Origin of the sequence: Thermoactinomyces sp. DSM 45891, assembly GCF_900119485.1 — a bacterium.
Taxonomy (GTDB): domain Bacteria; phylum Bacillota; class Bacilli; order Thermoactinomycetales; family Thermoactinomycetaceae; genus Baia.
The window spans coordinates 26,025-52,896 of sequence record NZ_FPJZ01000017.1 but is presented as its reverse complement, the minus strand read 5'-3'; the positions used below and the strand labels follow the sequence as shown (position 1 = coordinate 52,896).

Annotated in this window: 21 protein-coding genes; 3 read left to right on the top strand and 18 right to left on the bottom strand. The window is 42.7% G+C overall.

Annotated elements, in window-relative coordinates; genetic code table 11:
• Window positions 1–2: 2 nt before the first annotated feature.
• From BT147_RS12270 to BT147_RS12240, 6 genes are all read right to left on the bottom strand, one after another.
• On the bottom strand, window positions 3–797 hold the full coding sequence (locus tag BT147_RS12270) for an ABC transporter permease (protein ID WP_502688572.1): 795 nt from the start codon (window positions 795–797) through the stop codon (window positions 3–5).
• Window positions 790–1,800: an ABC transporter ATP-binding protein gene (locus tag BT147_RS12265; RefSeq protein ID WP_072335782.1), complete on the bottom strand. Its 1,011-nt coding sequence runs from the start codon at window positions 1,798–1,800 to the stop codon at window positions 790–792. Before BT147_RS12265 ends, BT147_RS12270 begins: the two co-directional genes overlap by 8 nt.
• Window positions 1,801–1,969: 169 nt before the next feature.
• Entirely contained in the window at window positions 1,970–2,452 is a 483-nt protein-coding gene (locus BT147_RS12260) for a hypothetical protein (RefSeq protein WP_143188000.1), read from the bottom strand.
• Between the two features lie 497 nt (window positions 2,453–2,949).
• The gene (gene comJ / locus BT147_RS12250) at window positions 2,950–3,435 is read right to left on the bottom strand and encodes a competence protein ComJ (protein ID WP_072335776.1); all 486 of its coding nucleotides are present in this window, start codon (window positions 3,433–3,435) and stop codon (window positions 2,950–2,952) included.
• 143 nt (window positions 3,436–3,578) lie between these two features.
• Window positions 3,579–4,052: a hypothetical protein gene (locus tag BT147_RS12245; protein WP_072335773.1), complete on the bottom strand. Its 474-nt coding sequence runs from the start codon at window positions 4,050–4,052 to the stop codon at window positions 3,579–3,581.
• A gap of 12 nt (window positions 4,053–4,064) precedes the next feature.
• Entirely contained in the window at window positions 4,065–10,922 is a 6,858-nt protein-coding gene (locus tag BT147_RS12240) for a DNRLRE domain-containing protein (RefSeq protein ID WP_072335770.1), read from the bottom strand.
• Between the two features lie 157 nt (window positions 10,923–11,079).
• On the opposite strand from BT147_RS12240, the gene BT147_RS12235 reads away from it, so the two are divergent.
• Complete coding sequence (locus tag BT147_RS12235) at window positions 11,080–12,888, top strand: cell wall-binding repeat-containing protein (protein ID WP_072335767.1); 1,809 nt, start codon at window positions 11,080–11,082, stop codon at window positions 12,886–12,888.
• Window positions 12,889–13,055: 167 nt separating this feature from the next.
• On the opposite strand, the gene BT147_RS12230 is transcribed toward BT147_RS12235, so the two are convergent.
• A complete protein-coding gene (locus tag BT147_RS12230) occupies window positions 13,056–13,811 on the bottom strand; it encodes a sporulation protein (protein ID WP_072335764.1) in 756 nt (251 codons plus the stop codon).
• A gap of 3 nt (window positions 13,812–13,814) precedes the next feature.
• Window positions 13,815–14,564 carry a sporulation protein gene (locus BT147_RS12225; protein ID WP_072335762.1) on the bottom strand — a complete coding sequence of 250 codons (750 nt, stop codon included), beginning with the start codon at window positions 14,562–14,564 and terminating at the stop codon, window positions 13,815–13,817.
• Between the two features lie 122 nt (window positions 14,565–14,686).
• On the opposite strand from BT147_RS12225, the gene BT147_RS12220 reads away from it, so the two are divergent.
• Together BT147_RS12220 and BT147_RS12215 are read left to right on the top strand one after the other, a co-directional pair.
• Window positions 14,687–15,988, top strand: coding sequence for a glutamate-1-semialdehyde 2,1-aminomutase (locus tag BT147_RS12220; RefSeq protein ID WP_072335759.1), 1,302 nt, complete (start codon window positions 14,687–14,689; stop codon window positions 15,986–15,988).
• Window positions 15,985–16,359, top strand: a complete 375-nt coding sequence (locus BT147_RS12215) for a globin domain-containing protein (protein ID WP_072335756.1) — start codon at window positions 15,985–15,987, stop codon at window positions 16,357–16,359. Before BT147_RS12220 ends, BT147_RS12215 begins: the two co-directional genes overlap by 4 nt.
• A gap of 108 nt (window positions 16,360–16,467) precedes the next feature.
• Here the strand turns inward: BT147_RS12215 and BT147_RS12210 are convergent, their stop codons facing one another.
• From BT147_RS12210 to proC, 10 genes are all read right to left on the bottom strand, one after another.
• A complete protein-coding gene (locus BT147_RS12210; protein WP_072335754.1) occupies window positions 16,468–16,776 on the bottom strand; it encodes a cytochrome C oxidase subunit IV family protein in 309 nt (102 codons plus the stop codon).
• A 2-nt stretch (window positions 16,777–16,778) separates the two neighbouring features.
• A complete protein-coding gene (locus tag BT147_RS12205) occupies window positions 16,779–17,393 on the bottom strand; it encodes a cytochrome (ubi)quinol oxidase subunit III (RefSeq protein WP_072335751.1) in 615 nt (204 codons plus the stop codon).
• The gene (gene ctaD, locus BT147_RS12200; protein WP_083426552.1) at window positions 17,393–19,285 is read right to left on the bottom strand and encodes a cytochrome c oxidase subunit I; all 1,893 of its coding nucleotides are present in this window, start codon (window positions 19,283–19,285) and stop codon (window positions 17,393–17,395) included. Before ctaD ends, BT147_RS12205 begins: the two co-directional genes overlap by 1 nt.
• A 55-nt stretch (window positions 19,286–19,340) precedes the next feature.
• Entirely contained in the window at window positions 19,341–20,360 is a 1,020-nt protein-coding gene (gene coxB / locus BT147_RS12195) for a cytochrome c oxidase subunit II (protein ID WP_286119438.1), read from the bottom strand.
• A 115-nt stretch (window positions 20,361–20,475) separates the two neighbouring features.
• Window positions 20,476–21,405: a heme o synthase gene (cyoE, locus tag BT147_RS12190; protein WP_072335748.1), complete on the bottom strand. Its 930-nt coding sequence runs from the start codon at window positions 21,403–21,405 to the stop codon at window positions 20,476–20,478.
• Between the two features lie 303 nt (window positions 21,406–21,708).
• The gene (locus BT147_RS12185; RefSeq protein ID WP_072335745.1) at window positions 21,709–23,478 is read right to left on the bottom strand and encodes an ABC transporter ATP-binding protein; all 1,770 of its coding nucleotides are present in this window, start codon (window positions 23,476–23,478) and stop codon (window positions 21,709–21,711) included.
• 120 nt (window positions 23,479–23,598) lie between these two features.
• Window positions 23,599–24,378, bottom strand: coding sequence for a GTP-sensing pleiotropic transcriptional regulator CodY (gene codY, locus BT147_RS12180; protein WP_072335743.1), 780 nt, complete (start codon window positions 24,376–24,378; stop codon window positions 23,599–23,601).
• A gap of 218 nt (window positions 24,379–24,596) precedes the next feature.
• Window positions 24,597–25,133, bottom strand: coding sequence for a signal peptidase I (lepB, locus tag BT147_RS12175; protein WP_072335740.1), 537 nt, complete (start codon window positions 25,131–25,133; stop codon window positions 24,597–24,599).
• 4 nt (window positions 25,134–25,137) lie between these two features.
• Window positions 25,138–25,692: a DUF402 domain-containing protein gene (locus BT147_RS12170; RefSeq protein WP_072335737.1), complete on the bottom strand. Its 555-nt coding sequence runs from the start codon at window positions 25,690–25,692 to the stop codon at window positions 25,138–25,140.
• A 219-nt stretch (window positions 25,693–25,911) separates the two neighbouring features.
• Window positions 25,912–26,766, bottom strand: coding sequence for a pyrroline-5-carboxylate reductase (gene proC / locus BT147_RS12165; RefSeq protein WP_072335734.1), 855 nt, complete (start codon window positions 26,764–26,766; stop codon window positions 25,912–25,914).
• Between the last annotated feature and the right edge of the window lie 106 nt (window positions 26,767–26,872).

The following is a 26,872-nucleotide window of genomic DNA, read 5'->3' as shown; positions in this document are numbered from 1 at the left end:
AATCAACCACCCTGTACAACGAGAGTATGTCTCGCTTTGTTCCAGATCATCTGAATCGGAATTAATAAGAGCAAGCACCACATGACTTGAATCCCAACCGCTCCCCAAAATGCGGATCCGCTCAAGTCTTTCACGATCACCACACTGGGGAGATAACTAATCGCTTGAAACGGTAGTGCTTTTAGCACCCACTGCGCCCAGATGGGGAAAAAGGCAATCGGGATCGTTAAACCCGAAAGCAAATCCACAATCATCCGCTTCGCCCATAGCATTCCTTGATTGTTTAAGACAAAGAAGGCGAGAATTCCTACCAAGATGTTAATTTGGACATTAATCACAAAGCCTAAAAATAAGCTAAGCGCAAACTTTAACCAAATCCAGCCAAAGCCCGGTAGTTCGATCGGGAAGATAAGCGACACCAAAAACATCCCCGGAACACTAAATAAAACCAGACGGAAGATCCCCTCTCCAAACGATTGGAACACCTTTACCATCAGATAGTTATACGGCCTGATAAATTGAATCGCTACGGTACCGTCTCGGATCTCAGTAGCAATCTCACGATCGACGTTATTAAAATAAAACGCTCGTGACATCCACGAAATCGCGATATACGTAGCCATCTGCAAGGCTGTGAAGCCATTTATACTCCCTTGCCCGCCGTAAATAGCCGTCCACAAGAAATAATAAGCTCCTATATTTAAGCTATAAATTAAAATACCGCTGTAATAGTTAACACGGTACGCTAACATCATCAGAAATCGGATTCGGATGATCTCTGCATACATCCTAATCAAGCGTCATCCCCTCCTGATAAATCTTGCGTACAATCTCCTCCGCAGTCGCCTCTTCCAACTGCATCTCTTGAATCGCAATCCCGCGCTCAAGGACTCTGCCAAGCACCTCAGGCACTTGCACCTGATCACCAGGAACTTTTATCTCGTATGTATGGGTCGCTTTCTTTTCCCACTCAACCGGAAGGCCTTCTGTAGTCGCCAGTAACTCGGACAACTCATACTCCCTCTCCGTCTCCAGTAAAATCCGTTTCCCATCTCCCCATTCACGTTTTAATCGATTCATATCTCCGTCATAGATGATATTTCCTTTATCTAGCATCACCACTCGCGAGCAGAGCGCTTCAATATCGCCAAGATCATGCGTTGTAAGTAGAACGGTTGTGTTTAATTCTTGATTAATATCTCGTAGAAACTGGCGGATATCTTCTTTTACGAGCACATCTAGCCCAATCGTCGGCTCATCTAGGAACAAGAGAGAAGGCTGATGAATTAAAGACGTTGCCAATTCACACCTCATCCGTTGGCCTAGACTTAACTTTCGTACAGGCTGATCCAGCAATTCTTGGATGTTTAATACATCAATCATCCTCTTTAAATGCGGCTCGTACTTCTCATGAGGAATACGATACACCTTTTGGAGTAATTGAAACGATTCCTGTACCGCTAAATCCCACCACAATTGACTCCGTTGGCCAAATACGACCCCGATCGTACGGACAAACTTCTCTCGTTCGCGGTGAGGGTCGTAACCATTTACTTTTAACATGCCTGAGGTTGGTTGCAAGATCCCCGTTAACATCTTAATCGTAGTTGACTTACCTGCACCATTTTCCCCGATATATCCAACCATCTCCCCCGGCTCGATCGACAAATCAATCTCATTTACCGCCCGAATCGTACGATACTCCCGATTCAACAAATCACGAAACGCCCCAGATAAACCTTTTCGGCTCTGGTAGACTTGGAATTCTTTTGTTAGCTTCTTAGCTTCGATCGCTAGCATCTATGACACCTCAATTGTAATCAACTATATAAAAATAAGTATATTATACATTTTATCGTTAGGCTACCCTATTGGGTGGAAAAGAAGGCGTGGATGAAAAAGAACCCCTTCGGGGGTGAAGGGGTTGCTCGAAGCACACTGGTTACAAGAAAAAACCTTATGAAAAACATTACTTTTCTAAAGCCTCTGTTTTTGTTTCAGGCTGATAAAAAGTAAGTACATAGTCTCCTGGACCACTATCTTCGCTTAAATCCACAATAAACTCTCTATCTGGATATAATCTAGACAAGGAAGACTCGTAACACATTTTCAATAATTTTCCTAGCTCTAACCACTGATCGTCCCAAGCTTCTGGACCTTCGACATAAGACTCGTGTATATGCCTATGATTCAACATTGCTTCTACTTGCAGATTAGATCTTCCTTTTTTCCAATGGTCAATATGCTCTCTTAACTCTGGACGGTCTAAGAAAACCATATCATCTACTTCCTGAAATTCTGGAAATAACACTCTACCTGCTAACAGTATTTTTTCAATATCCAGCAGTGCTCCTGCTAAATCATATAGATCAAATGATTCACGATTTAGTTTTTTCCACTCCTGAAATTCCGGAATTAAATCAACATCAAGTTCAAACAGAGTTTTTTTCATCTTCACTTAGACAAAGGAAATTATTAGAATCCTAATCCCCTCTTACCTATCCTCCTCCGGAAATATTAATCAGCGGTTTTGTAACCGAGAACCGCTAAAACTCGTTATTCTCTACATGGTCTAACATACAAGTCTCAAACAACCCACGTGAAGACTCATTACCAACCTTTAGGATATTCCCCTGGAGTAGCTTCGCGATCGGACCTCTTCTTACTTTGGAAAGCTCCTTTTGGAGAAATGTCAGTACCTCCAAAAATATGTGTATGAGGTGTTGGGATTCCTCTATGAGGCTTTCCTATCATATCAACTCTCTTCACCTTATGACCATGCTCGTTATAAGTCTCACTTCATCTTCTCCCTTGGTCGGAGTAGTTACGCCACGAGGGGTTTCTACTTTTAGGAGGTTCCCGGCAAAGTATCATAGTTGACCATGTCATAGAAAAAGCACCTCCAACTGTTGGATTTTTCGTGTCCAACAATTGGGGTACTGGTTTAATTTAAACTGCTGGTTCAGCCTTCATACATAGATTCTTAGGTGGCAGTAATTCACTATCATATTTTAAAATGCGAGGGCTTGGTGTAGCGCAACTGACAAATGTTATCTCATATCTTACCTTAAATAAATCTTTCTCTTGAGATTCTAATGGAATTGCATGGAACAATAGTTCATAACTCCCTTGCGGAATGTCAAAAATAAACTCTTCTGATAGAATACTTGTTACTGTTATACCGTTATCCTCCACATGGAATGGTACAACGATGGATCGAATAGCTTGCTCATTCGTGTATATTTCATCTCCCAGTCCCACACTAATCTTACTTTCCCAGTCAGACAACGCACCAAATGACACACTACCTTCTCTCCAAGAAAATCCTTGCTGCACATGTGTATCTGTCCAATCATTAAACGGGTCCTGTAAATCCGTATTAAAAACGTTTACTTGAGAATACGATACAAGTAATTGAACATCTCCCCACTTCATGTAATCCCCACCTAAAAAATAATTTTCTAAACATAAATAACTGCAACAATATTAGCATACAGAAAAACTATATGATTAAAGCTCGTTACAAATATTAACGGCCCCTTCATACCAAAGAGACCGTTATTAACTAATCCTGCTAACTATTTTTCTTTCCAAGCCAATTGTTCAATATCACAGTGGTTGAGGCGATGTTTTTTTAGAGTAGACAGAGCTCGTTCACTCACTACCAGGTTTGCAATTTCATCTGTGCAGAAATCTTCCCCTGTCCAATCAGTGACTAGGCCATTAGTCACACTTATTTTTCCTGCTGGAACCAACTCGACAAATTCCGGAAGAATTCGTTCTGGATGCATCTCCTGAAAAAACTCAGACATACTTACCTCCACTTTTTTAAATTGATATCCAGAAAGGTTAGAGCTTTCTATGAGAGAAGCTAGACTAGTGGTCACAATAAAACATGGACAAGTTTCTAAAAGAGCATCTCCAAGCCATCCATCAAATGCATAATGCAAATGACTAACTTTTCGCTGACCATTAGGAAATGTTTCTGAGGAAAATATAGTATTTTCTCCTACTCCTCCAGCAACTTCTGGCATTAAACAATAAAGTTTCATATAATGCTACACCTACCTAATTGGGGGATTAAAAAGATGACCGTACTTATCATCAACATCTCGAGCCTTATCAGAAAGTTGTCCCTTTGTAGCATTGGGATTAGCTTTGTAAAATTGATTCCACTCTTTACGAATAGTTGAGAGATGAAGGCTACTGTTAATTTCCTTAGGAATCCCTCTTAAATTATCTAAAGAGTGCATTTCATCGTTAGTATATTTACCTGGATATCTTCTCATAGCCTGTTGTTCAACAGCATGATGAACAACAACCTTACCCTTCAATTCTGGATATGCTTCAAAGAAAGTATCTCTATAACATTTATTATGCGTCAAAACCTTCAAATTCGAAACATAATACGTATGGAAGTCCTTCACCTTGAAGTTATAGACGGTTGCTTTCTGTTTCTTCTTGACTATTTTATCAACCGCTAACTTCTTGCCTTTATCGGTCTCGAAGAGGTCGCCTTTGCGGAGGTCCTTAGCCCTTACCCAGCCTTCGCCGACTACCCAGAAGGGGTGTTCGTCGGTGGTCTGGATGACTTCGCCGCCTATGTGGACTTCGTAGATTTCGTCTATCTCCCGCTGGAAGAGCCATTCGACTTCTTTGTAGGCGATTTCGCCGGTTTCTTCGTTCTTGGCGAGGACTTTGTCACCTATGTCGATTTCTTCGATCGGCTTTCCGCCATCTTCTGTCTCGATTCGGGTTCCGGCTACGAAGCATTTGCACGATGCCTCTATGGCCCTTTTAGTGGTACTGCTTACATTTTTAGTATTCTTGGCGATTTTAAATGCATCGCCTCCGGGGAATACGCCCATGCCCGTATAGAAGGCATTTTCATAGTCGCCTTCGAATAGATACCATCCCGCATGAGCAGCGTCGATTGCACCCGTTGGATCAAAGGTACCTGCCACATCTAATATATTATGTGCGATCGCTTTCCAAGCCGATGGCGGTTTCGGCTTTGGTGGTGCTTGCGATTTTGGCTTCGATGGAGTTGGATGTGATTTCTTCCTCTTGCGCTCCGCTGCTGCCTTATCCGCTGCCTTATTTCGTTTTACTAATGCGTTAACATGGGCCTTTGCCTTCTTTATTCTGTCTGGGGTGGCTTTTTTGAATTTCCCATCACTACAATACTTCAAAGGACAATAATGAGATCCAGTTGCAGCGATATAGGTCTCCAATGGGAAATCATCGTTTTCAATCATGATCTCAATATGACCATCTAAATCGGTACTACTAACTGGATTCCCTGCGGCAAATCCATACTGGTTCGCATTTCTTGGGTCCATGACGAGTTCTTTAAACTTCCCTGCATCGGTATACGAGTCCTGCGTCAGGAATCGTCCTTGCTCTGGGGAGTAGTTACGGAAGCCGAGGTCATAGGACTTCGTATTCGGGTCCCAACGTTTTCCGCTGTAACGGAAAGAGTTGTACATCTCTTTAGTTGGGTTATTCGGATCTGGCTTGTCTACTCCGGTGAAGAGGGATTCGTCGTTCTCTCCATATGGAGAATATCCATACGTCGCACGTACATTTCCCTTCTCATCGGTTAGGAGTTCGACATCCACATCGGTGTTAGTACCATAATACGATGTTTCTGGCTTTTCTCCTGCTTTGGTCATCGCCATCCGTTCGCCCCACGCGGAGTAAACGTAGGACCTTGTGATCTGATCCGCTACTTCTTCGGAAATCACTTGCTCAGTGGTGCCAAGGTAATCGAAGTTGGTCTTCTTAGACTGGTCCGTTCCTGCCTGCTCTACTTTCGCGATAGTGCGGTCTAGGGAGTCGTAGGCAAACTGGGTCTTGATTGGGTCCTTGGTTTCTTTATTGGTCTTGATATGTTCTCGAACATTATCGAATGGATCATAGCCGTATTGTTCTCTGACCTGCTCGCCTTCTTTGATACTCTCGACACGCCCCATGGAGTCGTATTGATAGTCAGACGTAACTCCGTCTTTGGTCTCAGAGGTGAGACGGTTGCGGTCGTAGTAGAAGCGGGTAAATTGATTGTCTTTATTCTTTTCGACGATGTTGCTGTTCGCGTCTAGAATATACTTCTCAAAAGACTTCTGCTTCCCCTCTTTCTCCGCTTTGATGAGACGATCCCGTACATCGTACTCATAGCGATAGGTGGTATCCATTTGCTGGTTATCTGCGCCGCGGAGGGTGGTGATGTCTTTCGTACGGTGACCGTTTTCGTTGTACTCGAGGAAATGTCTTTGTAGCAGGGTTCCGTCCTGCTTCTTGGTTTGCATTTCTTTGGTTTTCTGGTCTTCGTAGTAGCTATAGGTGGTCTGGTTACCGTTTGGTAGGGTTACCTGTTTCAGTTTCCCAGAAGGGGTACGCTGGTACTCGGTCCACTGGGCTTCGTTTTCTCCGGTCTGGCTCATCATCGACGAGACTTGGTTCACTGCATCGTAATAGTAGTACGAGGTTTGTCCCGGATAGACGAGGTTAAATAGGTTTCCGTTTCGGTCGTAGGTGTAGTCAAATTTTTTCGTGACCTTCTCTTTTTTCCATTCTTCAATGGAGATCACTTGGTTCACATGGTTGTACTTCATCTTATACTTGTCTACATTTGCATTGGTACTTAGGTCCCTGGTTTCGACTAGGTTTCCGTTGGCATCGTACGTATATTGAAGCATCTTCTTATAAAAAGGTGCCGGTAGGTTACTTAATTTCAGCCCTGAGTCATAGAGTTGTTTGACTTTCCCGTCTGGTTGATAAGCCCAGCCCATCTCGCGCTTGAGCTTGCCGTCAGCACTTGTTATATCTCTTTCGGTTTGCTTCCCTAGATCGTCGTATTGATACTCGGTCTTCACTCCAAATGGATCTTCGATGCTTCGGAGCCAGCCGGTATCATAATAGGTCATCTTGGTCTTAATGCGATCGACCTGTCCGTAGGAGCCTGGGGTTGTTACTTCGGTTACGTTGCCTAGTTCATCGTATTGATAGGTCATCTTCGGACGTTCTAATTGCTTACCGTCATGTGGATAGATGATCTCGGTTACGCGGTTTAGTTCGTCGTATACTTTCTCTTGGACGAAGTCTCCTTTAGTCGGAGTAGCTACGCCACGGGGGGTTTCTACTTTTAGGAGGTTCCCGGCACCGTCGTAATCGTATTTGGTGATAAGTTCTTTTCCGTTATGAGGGACTCGTTCTTCTTTGAGTAGTCCTCGTCGGTCATAGTATTTATAAAGGTTGTTCCCATCTTTATCCTTGATACGAGTGACTAATCCGTCGGCATCGTAGGTCGTATGGGTGTATTGGTCTTTCGCATCGATTTCACGAACCACTCGGTGGTTTTTGTCATACTCTTTCCGGATGGTATGATCTTTATCATCTGCTGTAGAGGCGATTCCCTCTGGCATAGTGGTTTTGATCTGGTTTCCGACGTCATCATATTCGTAGGTTATTTTATGGCCTAGCGAGTTTGTCGTGGCGATCAGTTGATCAAAATCATCGTATTCATACGTCGTGATATAGTCCTGATCGTCATTCTTGGTCAAACTTCCGTTTGGCTCGGTCTCTTTGATCAGTTTCCCAACGTTGTTATACTCACTCTTCTTCACACGGGGTACTTTGGTATCGGTGTCAGAAGGGAGTTTGGTTTCAATCACCCGATCCATAGCGTCATATTCATAAAAGGTTTCCGCTCCGGTTGCGGATGTTTCTTGAATGACGTTACCATTTTGGTCATATATGGGGGCTAACTGGGTAATATATTCATTTTTCTTCAGATCTTTTGGTATTTCGGTCTTTTCTAGTCGTTTATAGATGTCATAGGTCATGGTGATTCGCTTGCCTTTGGGATTGGTGGTGGTTAATGTTTCACCACGCGGACCATAGGTAGACCATGTGACATTTCCTTTGGCATCGGTTGTTTTCTGTGCCAATCCATTTGCATCGTACTCGTCCGAGATGGTAGCATGTCCATTCACATCGGAAGCGCTCTTTAACAATCCGCCGGGCCAATAGGTATAGGTTGTTCCCAGACTCATCGAATTTTGCTTCGTAAGCATATTCCCGTTGGCATCATAGGTATAACGAACTTCCCTACCTTCTGGAGAAGTCTCTTTGACAAGTTCAGAAACCCTACCATCCATTCCCGTCTGGTATTCATAGAGAGTAGATTTTCGTGCGGAAGCATCGGACAAGGCATTGTTTTCCTGGTCGGTCTTCATGAGAGGTTGCCCATGTTCGTTATACTTCCATGTTGTAACCGCACCATTCGGCTCTTCGAGACGAATCATGTTGTCATCGTCGTCGTATTCATATTTGGTGGTACGTGTTTTTGATTTTGTGATTACACTTACTTGTGTTTGGCGACCTTTTCCATCAAAGGAGTATTCGGTGTGACGATCTTTATTTGCATCGGTTACAATACGCTGGTTTGCATTGTAGTCAATAAAAAGATTTTCTTTTGCCCGGTTCGTCATTTTGGTGACTTTATTCGCTAGATCTCCACTTGTATGGTACTCAAACGTGGTAGGATTCCCACGAGAATCGGTCACTTTCGTGATATGTGACTTGAGCGTTGGGTGGTATTCAAATCGGTAGGTTTTTAAGTCCGTCACATTTACGACTTTTCCTACATCAATGCCGTCCATCAGTTTCACCAATCTGTCTTGGTCATCATAGACAAACTGCATCCGCCTGCCTGCGATGTCATCGATATAGTCCACTTTATTTCGGTCGTTATATGAAATTTTCAAAGTCTCCCGATTCATCGAGTCCTTGATTCGGCGTAGAAGTTGTTTCGGTTTGTTATCAATCTTACGTTCTTCGTATTCATAGATGAGTTTGTTCCCATTTTTGTCGACAATCTCACTGGTGTATCCTCTGTCATCTAAGAAGTATTGCACTCGGTCCTGCTCCGTGAAGACCCATTTTTTCCGCTTATCTTTCCCACTTATGTATTCAACGGATAGATTAAGCCCGGGTGGCGGATCAAACTTATTCTTACTCTTATTCCAAGTAAATTCGTGGCTTTCGCCTTCTTCATCCACGACCACAACAGATCCGGAGATAATTTCGTCTTTGCTATTCACCATCGCGCCATTGGTGGCAGGGGCGCCGATACTTACGACAGATCCGGTTCCGAGTGACCATCCTTTTCCTAGACCGGAATCAGTGGTACTAAGACTGTTATAGTTAAGCTGGGCATAGGTTTCAAATCCTCGAGATGGGTTTGAGTAGGGTTTGTAGAAAAAGGTGACGTTCCCTTGGTAAACGTTGATTCCCACTTTACTGTCCGCACTAGCGAAGGCGCTAATATGAGCCGCATTATGTCCGAAGCCTTTTTCTTCCCCTTTCTTCTCTACTGCTACTTTCTGTTCTAGTACGGCTACTGGATTCGCATCTTGTGAGAGCCATTTTCCATTTTTCGATAGGTCCCAGCGCAAGCTATAGGATTCGCGACTCTGACTTCCTGTCAGTTCAGGGGCTTTTACCTTGGCTCGAACTTTAATCGTCTGTCCCGGATTGACATCAATCGGGGTCGGGGCTTCGATGCCTTTTTCATCTACGGGACGAAGCGGGCTATCCAGACGTGCATTGGTTATTTCTTTCCCATCCGGTCCAATCCAGTGGTAGGAAAGTTTATCCGTAGAGCCACTCCATTTCTCTTCGGTCGTATTGGTTAAGGTGACGTCCACCACGTACTCCGCTCCGGAGGTCATGTAAGAAGGAGTACTCGGGGCATGGTAGTTATTAGCAGCGGACTTCGTACTATAGATAACCATTAATTTCGGACGTACAGATGTATCGGGTGATTCGCTACTATGGAAGGCTGTCCGCTCTTTCACACTTCCTCCTTCACCCTGAAACTTTAGCAAAAATCCGTTATTCGTTTTCGTACCGTTTAACCATGCTTGAACGGCAGGCGTTGTCTTCCACAGATGCCATTCGGCTGTATAGCTTGTACTGATGGCATTGAGTGATCCGATTTCAATATCTCCACCTGGCTGACTCCATGGGGTGTTCCAGGTAGCCTCTTCGGTAAATCCTTTGGCGAGTGAATAGACATCATATTTCGTAGGTGTTTTATCATCCGATTCCTCAAACTCGGAATTCATGAGTGCGAGATAGGAACTCGATACTTTTACTCCGGTAGGGAGAGAGGAAAGGTCAAACTTGATTACACTACGTGTAGTTCCGTAGGGACCCATATTCCCTACGGATAGAAAGGACTTTCCATCTATTTTATCTAAATTCGTAGTTGGTTTTGCGCTGGATAGGGTCGTATCCTCTGCTTGTCGGATTACTTGTAGGGTTAGTCCAGCCTTAGGTAATTGCACTTGCTTTTCCTTGGAAGGGAATATTTTACTATCTGTGGTTTTCACTGTAACCATGTAATAAAATATTTGGCCCATCTCACCGGGACCATGCGCCGGAAATGGCGGGGCGGTCGTATCTCGATACTGTGTCTGACTCACTCCATCGATGGGAGCGATAAGGGTGCTTTCGCTTGGAGTAAAGTTAGGCTGGGTACTCCGGTGTATCTGATATTCGATAAAGCCAGAACCGGTATATTTGCTCCAGCTTAATTCGGCTCCATCACCGTGAAGCTTGGTTGGTTCGTTTAAGGTGATAACCGGTTCTCCCCAGTCAATAATTTGATCTTTGACGATAGACGCTTTTGCAGGGGCGGCTGGTGTTTTGGATGCCGCTTTTTTTTCTGCCGCGGTCTCTTTATAAAACGATAAAAGGGCATTGGAATCTTTGTCCATTGCATATGGCTGTTTGATTTGCCATTGGTAATACTCATTGTTTATGAAATCTACCGCATAAGCAGGTAGCGGTTGCATGGTTGTCCATAAAAAAATGGTAACAATCACGCTGACCCATATTCGGATTTTCTTATTCATTATGTTACTTTTTCTCCTTTTCATAAATGTACCATTTAGGATTATATATGATTTATCCCTTTTTTTAAATTATTATTTATATTATTCATTGTTAATCTAGACATAATCATGTAGATTAATAAAGGAGTTATAAAGACACATATAGGAGATGAAAAAATTGTTTATTCGTTTATCGAAAGGGTTACGCACATGTTTACTTGCTACCTTATTCGTAGCATTATGTTTCCCTATGGGTACATTTGCCCAAGAGAAAAGCTCGCTTATTCGCTCGACAGATATGGGTTCGTATACGCCATCTGTACCACAACCCAATATCTCGAGTTGGAAAGAAGGACTTAAAAGCATAGAAAAGCAAAATAATGCAAGAAAGAAACGTTCCATTAGTCCCAATTCGGTTACAACTCAAAAACCGTATACGAATCCGATTTCGTACAATGCATACTTACGTACGGGAGAAATCCATTACTATTCATTTGAAACAACGAGTGAAGGAACGATTAACCTAACTTCTTCCGGAGAGCGCAAAGCACCGAATGCGTTCATTTCTTCTGTAGATGGTTCAAATAAAACGTATCAAACGGGTAATACACTACCTGCAGGAAAGTATGCACTAGTCGTAGAAAAGGGAGAGATGCTCTACTCGATTACACTATCCCAGCTATCCTTTAGCGAAAAGCCAGATACAACTCTTCCTGAGATCAAACTAACCAAACCTGCTATCGAAAGCCCGATTCATGAGTCCTCTCGACTTGCTCTGCGGGATGTACGCTTTTCGTTTGAAGGAACATCGACGAATGCCACTGCACTAACCCTTAAGGAGCAGGGAAAAAGCGGTTCCGCTCATCATCTTCCGGCTAACAGTGCTTTTCAAGAACACTATAGCGTTCAAAAAAACACACCTGCTTATAGTAAATATCAATTCCAAGCTGTGAGCCAAAGTGGGAATTCGATCATTCGAGTAGTGGAAATCGTTCGCCCAAGTCTCCTTAGAACCAATGGATCTGATCAATACGACACAGCAATTAAAACCAGCCAAGCCTTACATCCAGATGGAGCTAAATCCGTTATCATTACCCGACATAATGACTATTACGATATAAAAGGCGGAGCGGCCCTATCTCATTTCGACCATGCTCCTATCTTACTAACCCCTTCTGGAAAAAATGGAGTACTCCCTGATGCAGTAAAGCAAGAGATCATTCGATTAAAGCCCGAGACAGCCTATATTCTAGGGGATGCGGATAACATTTCTTCCAGTGTGGAAAAAACAATTCAAGATTTAGAAATTAAACCTGTTCGCATAGCTGGAGCTTATCCAGCCCAAACAAATGCGAAAATTGCTGAGTATTTCACTAACAAAATGAATGAATTAGGTAAAAAACCAGATACTGCTCTTATCACCAGTAGCAATTTCGGTCCTGTAGGTACACAAGCAATGAATATATCGATTCAAAAAGGGATACCTCTTCTCTATGCAAAAGACACAGGGCTACACGAAGACGTGAAAGACTTCCTCAAAAAATATCCACAGTATAAGAAGTTTGTGATTGTAGATGACCCTACGATTGTTGTTACAAACACAGAAAAAGAACTACGCGATCTCGCTCCTGGCAATACGGTAGAGAGAATTGGAGATGGGAAAACACTCACTCGTTATGAGTCTGGAGTTGAGCTAGCGAAAAAGTTCCAAACCGATGCTAGAACGATCGTCCTAGCAAATGGGGAGAATGACCCTGCTCAGCCACTTGGCACCATTCATATCGATGCAGTCCTAGGGGCACCGCTTGCTGCCAAACATAAAGGCACCTTGCTTCTCACTCCAAGAGACTCGTTCTCAACCGCTGTACAACAGTACTTAGATGGACAACGGAGCAATGATAATAAGGTCGATCAGTTGTTCATCCAAGGTGGCAATGTAGTAGTAACAGAGGCTCTTGTAGATCGTTTATTGAAGTATTTACAATAGGAATTCTGTGTGACCACTCTTACACGATTACGTATAACCTTAAGGAAAAGCACTGCATCCACGCCCGGATACAGTGCTTTCTATTTTTCACAACTAGCTTGCGAGAATCACAAGAAATGATCCATCCATCTTACCCCTCCATTACATCCAAAATATACTGCCAAATCTCAATAAACCTGCTTCACAATCAAACCCTCTACTTTCCTCGCCAACTGCCCTGACTCATATTCCTCCTGAGTCACAACGAAGCGGGTCATTCTTTGATCCAAATCAAGTGCCTCTTCCATCGAAGTCATCAAATCAACAGCCTTACGATCTACTTTTAAAATTATATCGATCTCATGATCGTGTGGGGTAAAGACGACAACCACTTGATCGACTACATCTTGAAAACGTAATAACGGAGCAAAGCGATACTCCTGAACAAATGGTTGTTGTGTGAAATAATGCTCAAAATCGGCTGTAACGCCTCTTAATTCAAATCCAATCTCTTCGATTAATTGAATCATCTGGTGCACGAGCGGGTGGGGTGTGATCTCAATCCCGTCTACGTCGCTTGGATCTTTTGCCATCCGGATGTCAAGGCCTGTTTTCAGATAAACAGGGCATCCGCCTGTGGTCACAGGTACATCATAAGGGAACTGAAACTCGAACGGAATCTCTTTTGACTCACTCGGACCAATGAAGAATGGCTCCGTAATTCGGAACTCGTCGAGTACATACTCTGCATGATTGCCTTCATGATGATACTGGACAACTAAGAAAAGATAAATATCATCGACTCTCTGCTCCACTTGTCCTCCCTGTACGTAAACGGCTCCTCTAATGAAGTCTCCTTGACGATAGCTTGATTTTTCTAGACGTGTATCTACCTGTGTAGCTCCAATGCCCATGCTAGCTAATGTTTTACCGAAAATCGACATATTCTATTTCTCCTTCCTATTTCTGCTACGTAGCATTTTGCGAATCTTATGTAGTGGATCATCTGGTACAGCTTGCCCATTCAGTTGTAAGGTAGACTCTGGATTGCTATGCTCCCAGTACAACTGGCTTGTGAGCACTTTCGCTGTACGAATCATCTCGATTTCCATATGTAAGCCAATCTCATCGTAGGTGAAGATGACAAGGAAATCATCCACATATCCATGAAACGATCCAATCGGTTTAAATTGAAACATTTGATAAAAAGGATGTGGCTTCACCTCAGAATCGTATTCATTGCTAATCTTATAAAGTAAAAATCCAGCCTCTTCAATTTCACGTAAGATTTTTTGAATGATCGGAGAAGGATAGATATGAATGCGATCCGAATCCGTTGGGGCTACGCCCAATTTAATATCTAACATGGTTTTTAAGAAAATAGGGAAACGTCCCTCCGACATCGGAATCTCCGCTGGAATTCGAAATTGGAATGGAACCCGTTTCGTCTGTTCCGCTTCAATCATCACAGCATCCGAAAGTGGAAACTTTTTAAATATATGTGATACTTTTTTTCCACCTTTGTTATATTGGACAACTAAAGCGAGTTCAATTTTCGAGATATCTTGATCTGTATTTCCACCTCGAATGACCACTTCCCCCTTTAATACATCCCCAGGGAAAAAGCGGTTATCTGCTAAAATGGTATCCACACTAGCAGAGCCAAATCCAGCGCTGGTGATCCACTTACGAAGCATCTTTGACTCTCTCCTTTTATCATCAAAAAACAATTCATATATCAATGAAATTATAACACAGCCTACGACTTCCGTTTTCTTCTGTTTCTCGTTACAATGACAAGGAGAAGGAGAGAATACATATGAATCAAAGAATAAATTCTACTACATTATACAAACAGGCACTCGATGTGATTGTAGGAGGAGTAAACAGCCCCTCTCGCTCTTTTAAGGCAGTGGGTGGTGGTGCCCCTGTTTTCATGAAGCGAGCAGAAGGTGCCTATTTTTATGATGAAGATGGCAATCGATATATTGATTATCTAGCGGCGTTTGGCCCTGTTATCTTAGGACATGCCCACCCAGCCGTTACACAAGCGATTCAGGAAACCGCTGTCGATGGGATTTTATACGGCGCACCTACTTCGAAAGAAGTGGAATTTGCTACTATGCTTCGGAATGCGATCCCTTCCATGGAACAAATTCGCTTTGTAAATAGCGGCACAGAAGCGGTGATGACTACCATACGCCTAGCGCGAGCCTATACCGGGCGTAATAAAATCCTAAAGTTTGCGGGATGTTATCACGGACACTCTGATCTAGTCCTTGTTGCTGCTGGCTCTGGCCCATCCACACTCGGAATTCCAGATAGTGCCGGAATTCCAACTAGTATCGCGCAAGAAGTAATTACGGTACCGTACAACGACATCCTCGCTTTACAAGAGGCTCTGACGAAATGGGGCGATCAGATTGCTGGCGTATTAGTTGAGCCTCTCGTTGGAAACTTCGGGATTGTCCCTCCTGCCCCTCAGTTCTTAGAACAGGTGAATGAGTTAGTCCATGAGGCAGGCGGTTTAGTCATCTATGATGAAGTGATTACTGCATTCCGTTTCCACTACGGAGGAATCCAGAACTTATATGGAGTGGAGCCTGATCTAACCGCACTCGGTAAAATTATCGGGGGTGGACTTCCAATCGGGGCCTACGGTGGTCGTAGAGAAATCATGGATAAAGTAGCACCTATGGGTCCGATGTACCAAGCGGGCACGATGGCAGGAAACCCACTCTCCATCTCCGCGGGCATTGCTTGCATTCGTGAGTTAAGTAAAGAAGGCACTTATCAGAGGCTAGATGAGATGGGCGCTCGATTAGAAGAAGGCATTCGTTTTTCTGCTAATAAACACGAGGTACAAATCACGCTAAATCGATTTGGCGGAGCACTTACTGTATACTTTACAGATCAAGAAGTTTTCGATTACGATACAGCTCAAACTTCAGATAGCGAGAAGTTCGGTGAATTCTTCCGTCTCATGCTCGAACAAGGGATTTATCTAGCTGCTTCTAAATACGAAGCTTGGTTCCTAACCACAGCTCACACGGAGGAAGATATTCTAGAAACCTTGAAAGCAGTCGACATCGCATTTTCAAAAATGGAGACACACAAATGAGTAATACAACCACAATCTATGAAGCAATCGGAGGGGCACCTACCATCCGCCAGATTGTAGAAGCCTTTTATCCACGAGTCAAAGCACACCCGCTACTTGATCCGATCTTTCCAGAGGATCTAACCGAAACGATTGAAAATCAATACATGTTTCTTACGCAATTTTTTGGCGGTCCTGGCTTATATACAGAGAAGAAAGGACATCCCATGCTACGCGCACGCCACATGCCCTTTGAAATTACTCCAGAGAGAGCAGAAGCTTGGCTTACTTGTATGAATGAGACTCTAGACGAAGTAGGTATCCAAGGCCCCATTCGTGAACAAATGTGGTCACGACTTGCCATGTCCGCTTATCATATGGTGAATTCATAAACTAGATACCAAAATCATTTCCACTGTAAGACTCACAAAAAAAACGCTATTCCCCCTGATAACTCTTCAGAAAGAATAGCGTTTTTTGCTTTAAAACATCATGATAACCTATGGCATAAAGATGATTCCTGCAGCAGAGATTACTGCTACGATTGCTCCAAAAGCGATAAAGAGAATATAGTAAAGGGATCCTTTTTGATCCAAATGCATAAAGGTAAACAATTGCAGGAGAACCTGAATCACCGCAAAACCAAGCATCAAGGGTAGTACCCAAGCCACTGGTACAACATCTCTTAGTACAAGAACGAAAGCTGCGATGGTAAGCAAAATCATCGCACCAAATGAAACGATATGCTTCATTTTACTCTCGGGTTTGTGCTCAGTTGGTTGGGTATTAGAAGTATTTTGATCCGCCATCATTATCCCACCATTCCGAGAAGATATACCAACGTAAAGATAAACACCCATACAACGTCGATAAAGTGCCAATACAAACTACTTACAAAGAGCTTAGGAGCTGTTTCTGTATTAATGCCCCATTTCCAAGCTTGGTACATGATAGTCGAAATCCAAATGATTCCAAAGGTTACGTGCGCACCGTGCGTGCCAACTAAAGCATAGAAGGAAGAACCAAAGGCACTACTCATAAAGGTATGACCCTGATGTATATAGTGAACAAATTCATAGATCTCGAGGATTAGGAAAGAGAGACCAAGTAATACGGTTACTCCTAACCAGAAAAGCATTCCTTTTTTATCAAGCTTATTCATTGCCATCATGGCGAAAACACTGGTTAAGCTACTAAATAACAAGATCGCTGTTGCCACCGCTACAAGGATCGGATCAAATAGTTCGGCACCACTTGGACCATTTACGGTTTGATTACGAAGTGCTAAGTACGTACCAAACAAACAAGCAAACAAGACGGTTTCAGCACCAAGGAACATCCAGAAACCCATTACTTTGTTTTTACCTTCAAAAGTAGCTGTTTCTAGATGAACCCCCGGTTTGATTTCAACTGGTTGATGAGCCATTAACTTTTCGCCTCCTTATCTAGGAGTTCTTTCGGTTTTACATAGAATCCATGATCACGATCGAAGGAGCGCATGAACATCGTTACACCAAATGCCAGCAGTCCCATAACACCGATTTCCCAACTACGAGCAATTAATCCCCAACCGCCCACAAAGAGGGCCAACGACATCAAGAATGGGATATGAGAACCAGACGGCATATGAATCTTACCTAGCGGTTCAGCAGGGGTCATCTTCTTATTCCCAGCTTGTTTCTCGAGCCAGAATGCATCTACACCGCGAACTTCTGGTAGCTGTGCAAAGTTATAGAAAGGAACTGGGGTTTCAGTAGCCCACTCCAATGAACGACCATCCCAAGGATCGGCATCGGCAATCTTTTTCGAACGGAATGATTGAACCATATTCCAAGCAAAGATCATGGTTCCGATTCCCATGAGAACCGCACCAAGAGTACTAACTTGGTTAATATATTCTAACCCTACATTGGGTTCGTAGGTAAACACACGACGCGGCATACCGAAGAGTCCCAAGAAATGTTGCGGGAAGAATGTTAGATGGAATCCGATAAAGAAAAGCCAGAAATGCCAGTTTCCTAGTCTTTCACTTAACATCTTACCAAACATTTTCGGCCACCAGTAGTATGCACCAGCGAGAAGAGCAAATACTGTACCACCAATTAACACATAGTGGAAGTGAGCTACTACGAAATAGCTATCTTGGTATTGGAAGTCGGCTGGGGGAGCAGCAAGCATAATCCCCGTCATACCACCGATTACGAATGTCGGAATAAAACCAATTGCCCACTTCATCGCAACTGGGAAGGTTAGTTCCCCACCCCACATAGTAAACAACCAGTTAAATACTTTAATACCCGTTGGAATCGCAATGAGCATCGTAGCGACTGCAAAAATGGAGTTAGATACAGGTCCCAGCCCTACTGTAAACATATGGTGAACCCATACCATGAAGCCTAAAAATCCAATTAATGATGTCGCGAATACCATTGAGTTATAACCAAACAATTTCTTTTTCGAGAATGTCGAGAAGATATCAGACATAATCCCAAACGCAGGAAGAACCACGATATATACCTCTGGGTGACCGAAGATCCAGAATAAATGCTCCCAAAGTACCGCACTACCACCCATTACATGATCGAAGAAGTTCGCCCCGAAAAGGCGATCCATCATCAATAAAAGTAGAGCAATCGTAAGTGGAGGCATTGCAAAGATAATCAACACAGAAGTAATGAGGGAAGTCCATGTAAACATTGGCATACGAAGGAAACTCATACCCTTCGTTCGCATGTTTAAGATGGTGACGAGAAAGTTAATCCCACTTATCGTCGTTCCTGCACCCGCTATCTGCAGACCGAGTACATAATAGTCGACCCCAGGCCCCGGGCTATATTCGTTCAAGGCTAACTGTACATAAGAAGTCCAACCAGCATCAGGAGCTCCACCAAATATCCATCCCATATTCGTTAGAAGCGCCCCGAAGAAGAATAACCAGAAACCTAAAGAGTTTAGGAATGGAAACGCAACGTCACGCGCACCGATTTGCAGAGGCATAACCACGTTTATCAAACCAAAAATCAGTGGCATAGCCGCAAAGAAAATCATGGTCGTACCATGCATCGTAAGTAATTCGTTAAAGGTACGTCCAACAAAAGCATCATTCCCAGGAACCAATAATTGGTAGCGCATGAAGAGCGCCTCCAAACCTCCTACTACAAAGTAAAAGATCCCCGCCATAAAATACATGACACCAATTTTTTTATGGTCCACCGAGGTAAGCCAATCCCAAGCTACTGTTTTACGCGCACGCTGGATAAGAGTATTGTTATATCCCCCTGTGAAAATCGCCGCAAAAAATAGCCCAAACACAATCATGATAAGCAGTATACCCAAGGTAGTCCCTCCTTTGTTACCTCACGAGATAGGAGTTTTATTTTCGATTCATTAAGTATTGCGTTAGAGCATCAAGTTCTTGGTCATTCAAAAAGTCGAATTTCTCCATCTTCGTACCTGGTTTAATCGATTTCGGATCTTTTAGCCAAGCTTTTAGGTTCTTTTCATCGTATTTAAGAACACCCGCAATCGACTGACGATTACCAAACTTCGTCAAATCTGGGCCTTCTCTTTTTGGATCCATACCAGCATGACATTTGATACAAGAGCTATTATAGATCTCTTCACCCTGTTTTTCTTTTGCTGTCACGACAGGTGCTGGAGGAGCGGACATCTTCGCAACCCATTTATCAAAATCAGCTTGCTCTTCTGCCACTACTTTAAAGTCCATCAAAGCATGACTTGCTCCGCAAAGCTCTGCACATTTCCCGTGGTAGACACCAGCCTTTTTCGCATCTAATGTAAGGTCATTGATACGTCCAGGGATTACGTCCATCTTACCACCGAGGGCTGGAACCCAAAATGCATGAAGTACATCCTTACCTGTAATTTTAAAGTGAACTTTTTTCCCAACAGGTATATGTAATTCTTGAGCCGTTTTAAATCCTTGTTTCGGATATTTAAATTCCCACCAATACTGATGACCGACCACTTCCACAACCAACACATCATCGCCTTTTGGTACTTCAGCAAGCTCGAAAGTATACTTCACAGTCGGAATGGCGAGCGCTACCAAAGCAGCAATCGGAAGAACCGTCCAGATAATTTCCAACACAGTATTATGATCCTTGTATTTGGAACGATCTAGGGTTACCCCCTCACGCTTTCGAAACTTCACTAAAACATAGATAAAAATTGCCATTACAATAGCAAAAACAACTAGCATGATCGCAATACTAAAATAGATTAAATCTAAGCTTTTTTCACCCGCGGTTCCCTTCGGATCAAGTACATTCAGTGCATCACTTGGTAGTATTTTACTTGAATCACAGCCTGCTAGTACAAGCATAGCTAGGGTAAGTACAGCTAGTATTCGCCATAAACCTTTTCGGCTCACTACATTCAACCTCACTTTCTGAAGACAGTTCCCCTCATAAATTCAGTATAACCAATGAATCCTGAAAAGAACTGATTGAATAAATGCAGGGCTATCAAACCCTACTGGTTCACATCTAATTGAAGGATGTAATTCCTTTGTCAATCACTATCACTAGGAGTATGCCCATGAGATAGATGAGCGAGTAGATAAACATCATCTTAGCCCAAGCGATATCATCCTTAGCATAAAAGCCTTTAATAGAAAGGATGATGTAGACAACTCCTAGTATAGTTGCTGCCGTTAAATATACCCAACCACTCGCTCCAGTAAAAAACAATAAGAGGGAGGAAGGCAACAACAGGAGCGTAAAGAGCAGCGTTTGGATCTTGGTCTCAGCAAACCCTTTTATCACGGGTAACATTGGAATCCCGGCAGCGCGATATTCTTCAACTCGACGCATTGCCAGTGCAAAGAAGTGAGGTGGTTGCCACATGAACAAGACCAAGAAAAGAGCCCAAGCGGTTAAATCGATCCGCCCGGTAACAGCTACCCAACCGATCATCGGTGGCACAGCACCTGAGACACCACCTACTACAGTATTCCACACACTGGTACGCTTCAGCCACATTGTATAAATCATCACATATACAAAGAAGCCCACAAAGCCCAAGAACGCTGCCACGGCATTGACTAGTACTCCAAGCACGATAAATCCTGCCAAGCTTAAAAATATGCCGTACCATAACGCAACTATCGGCTTAATTCGGCCTTCAGGGACTGCCCTCGTCTCTGTACGATTCATTTTTGGATCGATATCTCGATCGTAAAAATTATTTAACACACAGCCTCCTGCAATCACCAGTGCCGTTCCTAGAAGCGTCCATAGTAGGTTTAAAAAATCAAAATGCTGAAAACCAGAAGCCAACCAAAAACCCGTAAAAGTAGCGAGCAAATTTGACTTATTAATGCCCGGTTTCGTAATCTCATAGTAATCGCGCCACGTTGATTTACCTACATCCATGAGAGATTGAGAAGCGAGTGCTCTCTCAGCAGATCTTGACATAACAAACCTCCCTCCTTGTTTACATCCAACCAAGAAGCTGGTTGTTAACATCCTTTTTTCAAGCAAATACTTTTATTCACAATCTCTGTTTTACGCTTGATACCAACATCATTTTAGTTGATGATGGATGTTCGTGCAAGGGCAGAAAGATTTCCAAATATGATAGAAAGGATTTGTTTTCTCTCGCATTTTCATATAATAACATTTACTTGCTTCAAAGTTCCCTTAATTCGCATGGTATTCCATCCCTAAACAGACCTTATTGCATAGTATGTGAATATTTTATGTCAAAATCTCATGGAATCAAAATTTGTTTTTTTTAATAGAAGGAGGATCTAAATTTTGCACGTGAAAAAGTTCACTATACAGACCTTCGCGTAATAAGAGTTGTTCATGAGTTCCTCTCTCTACTACTTCCCCATTATCAATGACAACGATTTGATCCGCATGCGTAATCGTAGACAATCTGTGAGCCACTACGATCGTGGTTCGATTCGTAGAAAGTCTCTCTAGCGACTCCTGAACCAATGCTTCCGATTGCAAATCAAGAGCTGAGGTAGCCTCATCTAAAATAATAATCCGAGGATCTTTCAGAAACACCCTAGCAATCGCTAAGCGTTGCTTCTGTCCACCCGATAATTTTACACCACGTTCCCCGATTTCTGTTTGATAGCCTTGAGGAAGTTGTGTAATAAAATCGTGTGCATTTGCGGCTTTTGCGGCTTCTATCATCTCACTCTCTGAAGCCTCTATTCTCCCCATTTGAATATTTTCGGCAATCGTCCCACTGAAGAGGAAGTTATCTTGAAGAACGAATCCGATTTGTTTTCGTAAGCTCTCTTGGGTGTAGTCACGCACATCTAAACCATCAACTTTTATGCTTCCTTTCGTTACATCAAAAAAACGAGGAATTAACGAAACAATAGAGGATTTCCCCCCACCAGACGGTCCAACTAAGGCAATCATCTGACCTGCTTCCATCTCTAAGTTTATATTCTTGAGAACGAGCTCTCGGTCTTTCCCGTAGGAAAATCCAACCTCATCAAAGGTAATCTTTCCTTGAATCTCCTTCACTACATATGCATCCGGGCGATCCACTATGTCATAAGGTTCATCCAAAAACTCAAACACACGATCCATCGAAGCATGTGCTTGGGTAAGTGTAGTAGAGGCATTTACTAGCCGGCGTACAGGTGAATAGATCAGGCCCAGATAACCATAAAAAGCTGTCATTGCTCCCAGAGTAAGCTCCCCTTGGATGACGTAGTAGGCAGACACCACAATCACAATAATAGGTGCCAAATCAGTAATTGTATTAACAGAAGCAAATGTTTTCGCAGTCCACCGTGTATGAGTTAGTGCCTTTTCAAGAAAATGACGATTCCGCTTTTGAAACTGGACTTGCTCATGCTCTTCAAGATGAAAAGCACGAATCACAGGAATCCCTTGAATTTTCTCATGAAGATGCCCTTGCAACTCGCTCAGTGCTTGTGATCTCTCACGTGTGTATTTTCGTAGGTTCTGATAAAAATACTTCACACTAAAACCGTATAGCGGGAAGACTGAAAGCGAAATCAAGGTCATCCATGGATCAATCCAGACCATCATTCCGACTGCAATAAATAAGGTGATAAAATCTAACCAAACATTCATCATCCCCGTAATCACAAACTCTTTTGTTTGTTCCACATCGTTAATCACGCGTGAAATCACTTGACCTACTTTCTGATTATTGTAATAGCGGAGTGATAGTCGCTGGATATGGTCATACATCTGATTCCGTACATCAAATAAAACACGATTGGCGGTCCATTGTGCAAAGTATTGCCTATAATACTCCGCAGGAATTCGTACCACTGTAAATAAGAGTACAGCCCCCACCGTAATCCATCCTAATTGCTGAATCTGTTCTTGCCTAACCATCCCAGATAACAATATATGATCAATCACGTACTTTAGCATAAGAGGCAATAGCAACGGAATGCCAAACTTAATCATTCCAATCCCCATTGTACCTACAATCTGCTTCCGATATGGCTTTACAAATTGGAGATATCTTCGAACACTTCCCATATTTTCATCCCCTACATACCATCGAATCAGGTGACCCTAGTATATCAAAAACAGAGTACTTACACACAAAAAGACCGAGAACAATCATGCTCTCGGTCTTACTTTCTTATTAGAGTGAAATTAATGACGCGCTTTTTCCAATGCTGGTAACAATTTTGCGTTTAAAATTTTGATGTAAGTACCTTTCATTCCTAAGGAACGAGATTCTACTACACCAGCAGATTCTAATTTACGAAGTGCGTTTACAATCACAGAACGAGTAATCCCTACACGATCCGCAATCTTACTTGCTACTAGTAAGCCTTCTAAGCCGTCTAGTTCGTTGAAGATGTGTTCTGCCGCTTCTAGCTCTGAGAAAGAAAGAGAACTGATCGCAAGTTGAACCACCGCACGACTACGGGCTTCATCCTCCACTTTACCAGCACGTTCGCGAAGTACTTCCATTCCGACTACAGTCGCACCATACTCAGCCAAAATGAGATCATCGTCTACAAAGGACTCATTAACCCGAGAAAGAACAAGGGTACCTAAACGATCTCCACCACCGATGATGGGAACCAATGTGGTAAGACCTTCACGGAACATTTCTTTCATTTCGTATGGGTATGCAGTGTAAGGACTATCAACACCAATGTTTGGCATCGTATGATCTACTTCCATAAGGAGGCGAGCATAGTCTGCTGGGAATTCTCGATTAGTTTGATATTTTTGCATGCGCTCATTTTCAAAGTCATGGTTCGTAGCAAGGCCCATCATTTTTCCTTCTGGATTTACCACATAGATGTTAGAAGAAATAACATCACAAAGTGCTTGTGCAACCTCATCAAAATCTACCAAGTGGTGACCTACATTTTTTTGTAAAATCTTTGAAATTCTACGTGTTTTGTCGAGCAAGTTCATGAGTAAATGCCTCCTATTTTTTGCAAACCTATCATTTAAATGGACCTTATTGTCAGAACATCAATTCTGACAACAGAGGATTTTTTTCAACAGGATTGGATTTTCGAAAGATTGAAATGTACTTTACCTATTATGCTCTTTTTTTCCACATAGGCAAATTAATTTTTGTGAACAATCTTTGACTTTTAACCACATTTGCAATAGTTTTTAAAAATTGGTCAAAGATGAGCACTTAAGGAGGGCCTCCACAAAATCCATTCCACTTTTCCCTCGATTAACTTAACAGAAACCTGGCCCACTGTATCATATCTGCTATCTCGAGAAGCAAAACGGTGCCGATTATCTCCCATCACAAAAATGGTTCCTTTTTGCACTACGATCGGACCGAAATTTCCGTCTTCAATCCTGGTATCAATATAGGGCTCTGTTACGACTTGTCCATTTCGCAGAAGCTTCCCATCTCTGATTTCAATCCGGTCAGCTGGTACCCCGATCACTCGTTTTACGAGATATCGATTTGCGTTAGAGGGATCTTGAAACGTGACAACATCCCCTCGCTGCGGTGTCTGAAACAAAAATGAAAATTTGTTGACTAGCAAACGATCTCCATCGTGTAAGGTTGGTTGCATGGATGTTCCGTTTACAATTGACATCGCAAGTATAAATTGGTTGATTCCAATAGCGATTGATACACCAAACATTGCCAATATAATCCATTTCGTTACACGATGTTGAACGAGACTGACTACACTCACTCCATCATCTCTCTCCTTTGATCAGGGAACGATACTGCCTGAACCAATATGGGGCAATTTCTGGAGCAAATGGAGCTGATCGGGTCTGGATCAAATCTGTGATCTTATGTACAGCTTGTTCAATCTGTAACATTACCTGCGAGGGGTACGCATATCGAACTTGATTTATCTCGTATTCATCTTGATCCACAATTTGAAATCTTAAATCAGAATAGGTGATAATATCAAGGTCATAATCGATATACGTTATGACATTTTTCATGCGATCCAATCCCACAGGTGAGGCGATGTTGGTGTAATAGTATCGGAGCTTATCCGAATTCCTGTACACACAAACCGTATTAAACCATTCGTCCTTAGGAAAGATCGTAATTGCAATGCCTGCGAATACTGCATCGGTTCCATCCGGCTGAATGACTTCCACATCTTCATTCGCAATCACTAATTGACGATCATCTTCATAAAGGACAAGAGAGGTTTTCCAGATTCGGTGCAAAACATCTTGGTGCTTGTAACTTTCTACCCGCACCATGTCGCCTCGATTCTGTAAGATATCCATTCACCTCCAGAAAAGCTTTCCTATTTTCCTTTATTGCCAAAATCTGAAAGATATAAAACAAACGTTTCAGAATTTATTTTCGTGGTCTGCTTTTTGGAGAAAATGAAAATTTTTTTCTTTCTGTAATCCTTTACCTTAACGATGTGATGATTATGATATATACTTTCATTCCTATTTACAATGATGTAAATTTTTCCATGTAAGAAAAAACAGAGCCCTCTAACATCGAGAGCTCAAGTGGTCTGTAGGTTTTCCTAACTCTTGTGAACGTTCTGTGGCTTTGGAAACTGCCTCACAGATCGCTTCCTCAAAATGAAATTTTTTCAAAGCTGTTAGCCCTGCAAACGTTGTCCCTCCCTCGGAGGTAACTTCTTCACGTAAACGAGAAGGCTCTTTCCTAGTATGAAGTAACATCTCTGCAGCACCAATACACGTTTGGATGATAAATTGACGAGCGATATCTGACTCAAGCCCTACGCAAACCCCTGCTTTTTGCATGGCTTCAACCATGTAGTAGAAATAGGCTGGTCCACTCCCTGCAAGCCCTGTTACAGCATCCATCTGCGATTCTTGAACCTCTAGCACGATTCCAATTGCTTCTAGAATGGTTGTAGCGATAGAGAAATCATCTTCCTTCACATAACGCCCAGGGCAGATCGCAGTTGCAGATCGACCTACTGCCGCAGAGGTATTCGGCATCGTACGTACAACGGCTGTTTTTTGTAAACAAGCTTCCTCGATTTGATCTGTACTCACGCCCGCGATCACAGAAAGGATCAAATGGTTCTCTCGAAACTTCTGACCCCAAACCTGTAAAACTTGGCCGGCTACATTTGGTTTGATCGCCAGTACGATGACATCAGACTCTAAAATAGCTTGCTCATCATGAGAATGACGAGACAATTGATAAAGGTCTTCTAGCTCTTGCAACCTATGATGGTTAGAGCGATTTACCACTGATATGTTACACGGTGGGATTACGCTCCCCTTCGTTAATCCTGCAATCATAGCCTCTGTAATCGAGCCTGCTCCGATAAATCCAACACGAAGATTCTCATATAAATGGTCTGCCACTTTTTCTCCTCCGTATCTTTTGCTTCAATAAAAAAGCAAAATAAAAACAAACTAAACGCAAATTAAAAGCAAAATAAAAACAAATAAAAAACAAATAAAAAATAAA

What these genes read in the sequence shown, in the direction of transcription:
- cyoE (WP_072335748.1), bottom strand. Translation starts at nt 21,405, where the DNA reads ATGTCAAGATCTGCTGAGAGAGCACTCGCTTCTCAATCTCTCATGGAT.
- codY (WP_072335743.1), bottom strand. Translation starts at nt 24,378, where the DNA reads ATGAACTTGCTCGACAAAACACGTAGAATTTCAAAGATTTTACAAAAA.
- BT147_RS12205 (WP_072335751.1), bottom strand. Translation starts at nt 17,393, where the DNA reads ATGGCTCATCAACCAGTTGAAATCAAACCGGGGGTTCATCTAGAAACA.
- BT147_RS12245 (WP_072335773.1), bottom strand. Translation starts at nt 4,052, where the DNA reads ATGAAACTTTATTGTTTAATGCCAGAAGTTGCTGGAGGAGTAGGAGAA.
- BT147_RS12230 (WP_072335764.1), bottom strand. Translation starts at nt 13,811, where the DNA reads ATGTCGATTTTCGGTAAAACATTAGCTAGCATGGGCATTGGAGCTACA.
- BT147_RS12240 (WP_072335770.1), bottom strand. Translation starts at nt 10,922, where the DNA reads ATGAATAAGAAAATCCGAATATGGGTCAGCGTGATTGTTACCATTTTT.
- BT147_RS12185 (WP_072335745.1), bottom strand. Translation starts at nt 23,478, where the DNA reads ATGGGAAGTGTTCGAAGATATCTCCAATTTGTAAAGCCATATCGGAAG.
- BT147_RS12215 (WP_072335756.1), top strand. Translation starts at nt 15,985, where the DNA reads ATGAGTAATACAACCACAATCTATGAAGCAATCGGAGGGGCACCTACC.
- BT147_RS12260 (WP_143188000.1), bottom strand. Translation starts at nt 2,452, where the DNA reads ATGAAAAAAACTCTGTTTGAACTTGATGTTGATTTAATTCCGGAATTT.
- BT147_RS12170 (WP_072335737.1), bottom strand. Translation starts at nt 25,692, where the DNA reads ATGGATATCTTACAGAATCGAGGCGACATGGTGCGGGTAGAAAGTTAC.
- BT147_RS12210 (WP_072335754.1), bottom strand. Translation starts at nt 16,776, where the DNA reads ATGGCGGATCAAAATACTTCTAATACCCAACCAACTGAGCACAAACCC.
- comJ (WP_072335776.1), bottom strand. Translation starts at nt 3,435, where the DNA reads ATGAAGTGGGGAGATGTTCAATTACTTGTATCGTATTCTCAAGTAAAC.
- BT147_RS12225 (WP_072335762.1), bottom strand. Translation starts at nt 14,564, where the DNA reads ATGCTTCGTAAGTGGATCACCAGCGCTGGATTTGGCTCTGCTAGTGTG.
- BT147_RS12220 (WP_072335759.1), top strand. Translation starts at nt 14,687, where the DNA reads ATGAATCAAAGAATAAATTCTACTACATTATACAAACAGGCACTCGAT.
- ctaD (WP_083426552.1), bottom strand. Translation starts at nt 19,285, where the DNA reads ATGATTGTGTTTGGGCTATTTTTTGCGGCGATTTTCACAGGGGGATAT.
- BT147_RS12265 (WP_072335782.1), bottom strand. Translation starts at nt 1,800, where the DNA reads ATGCTAGCGATCGAAGCTAAGAAGCTAACAAAAGAATTCCAAGTCTAC.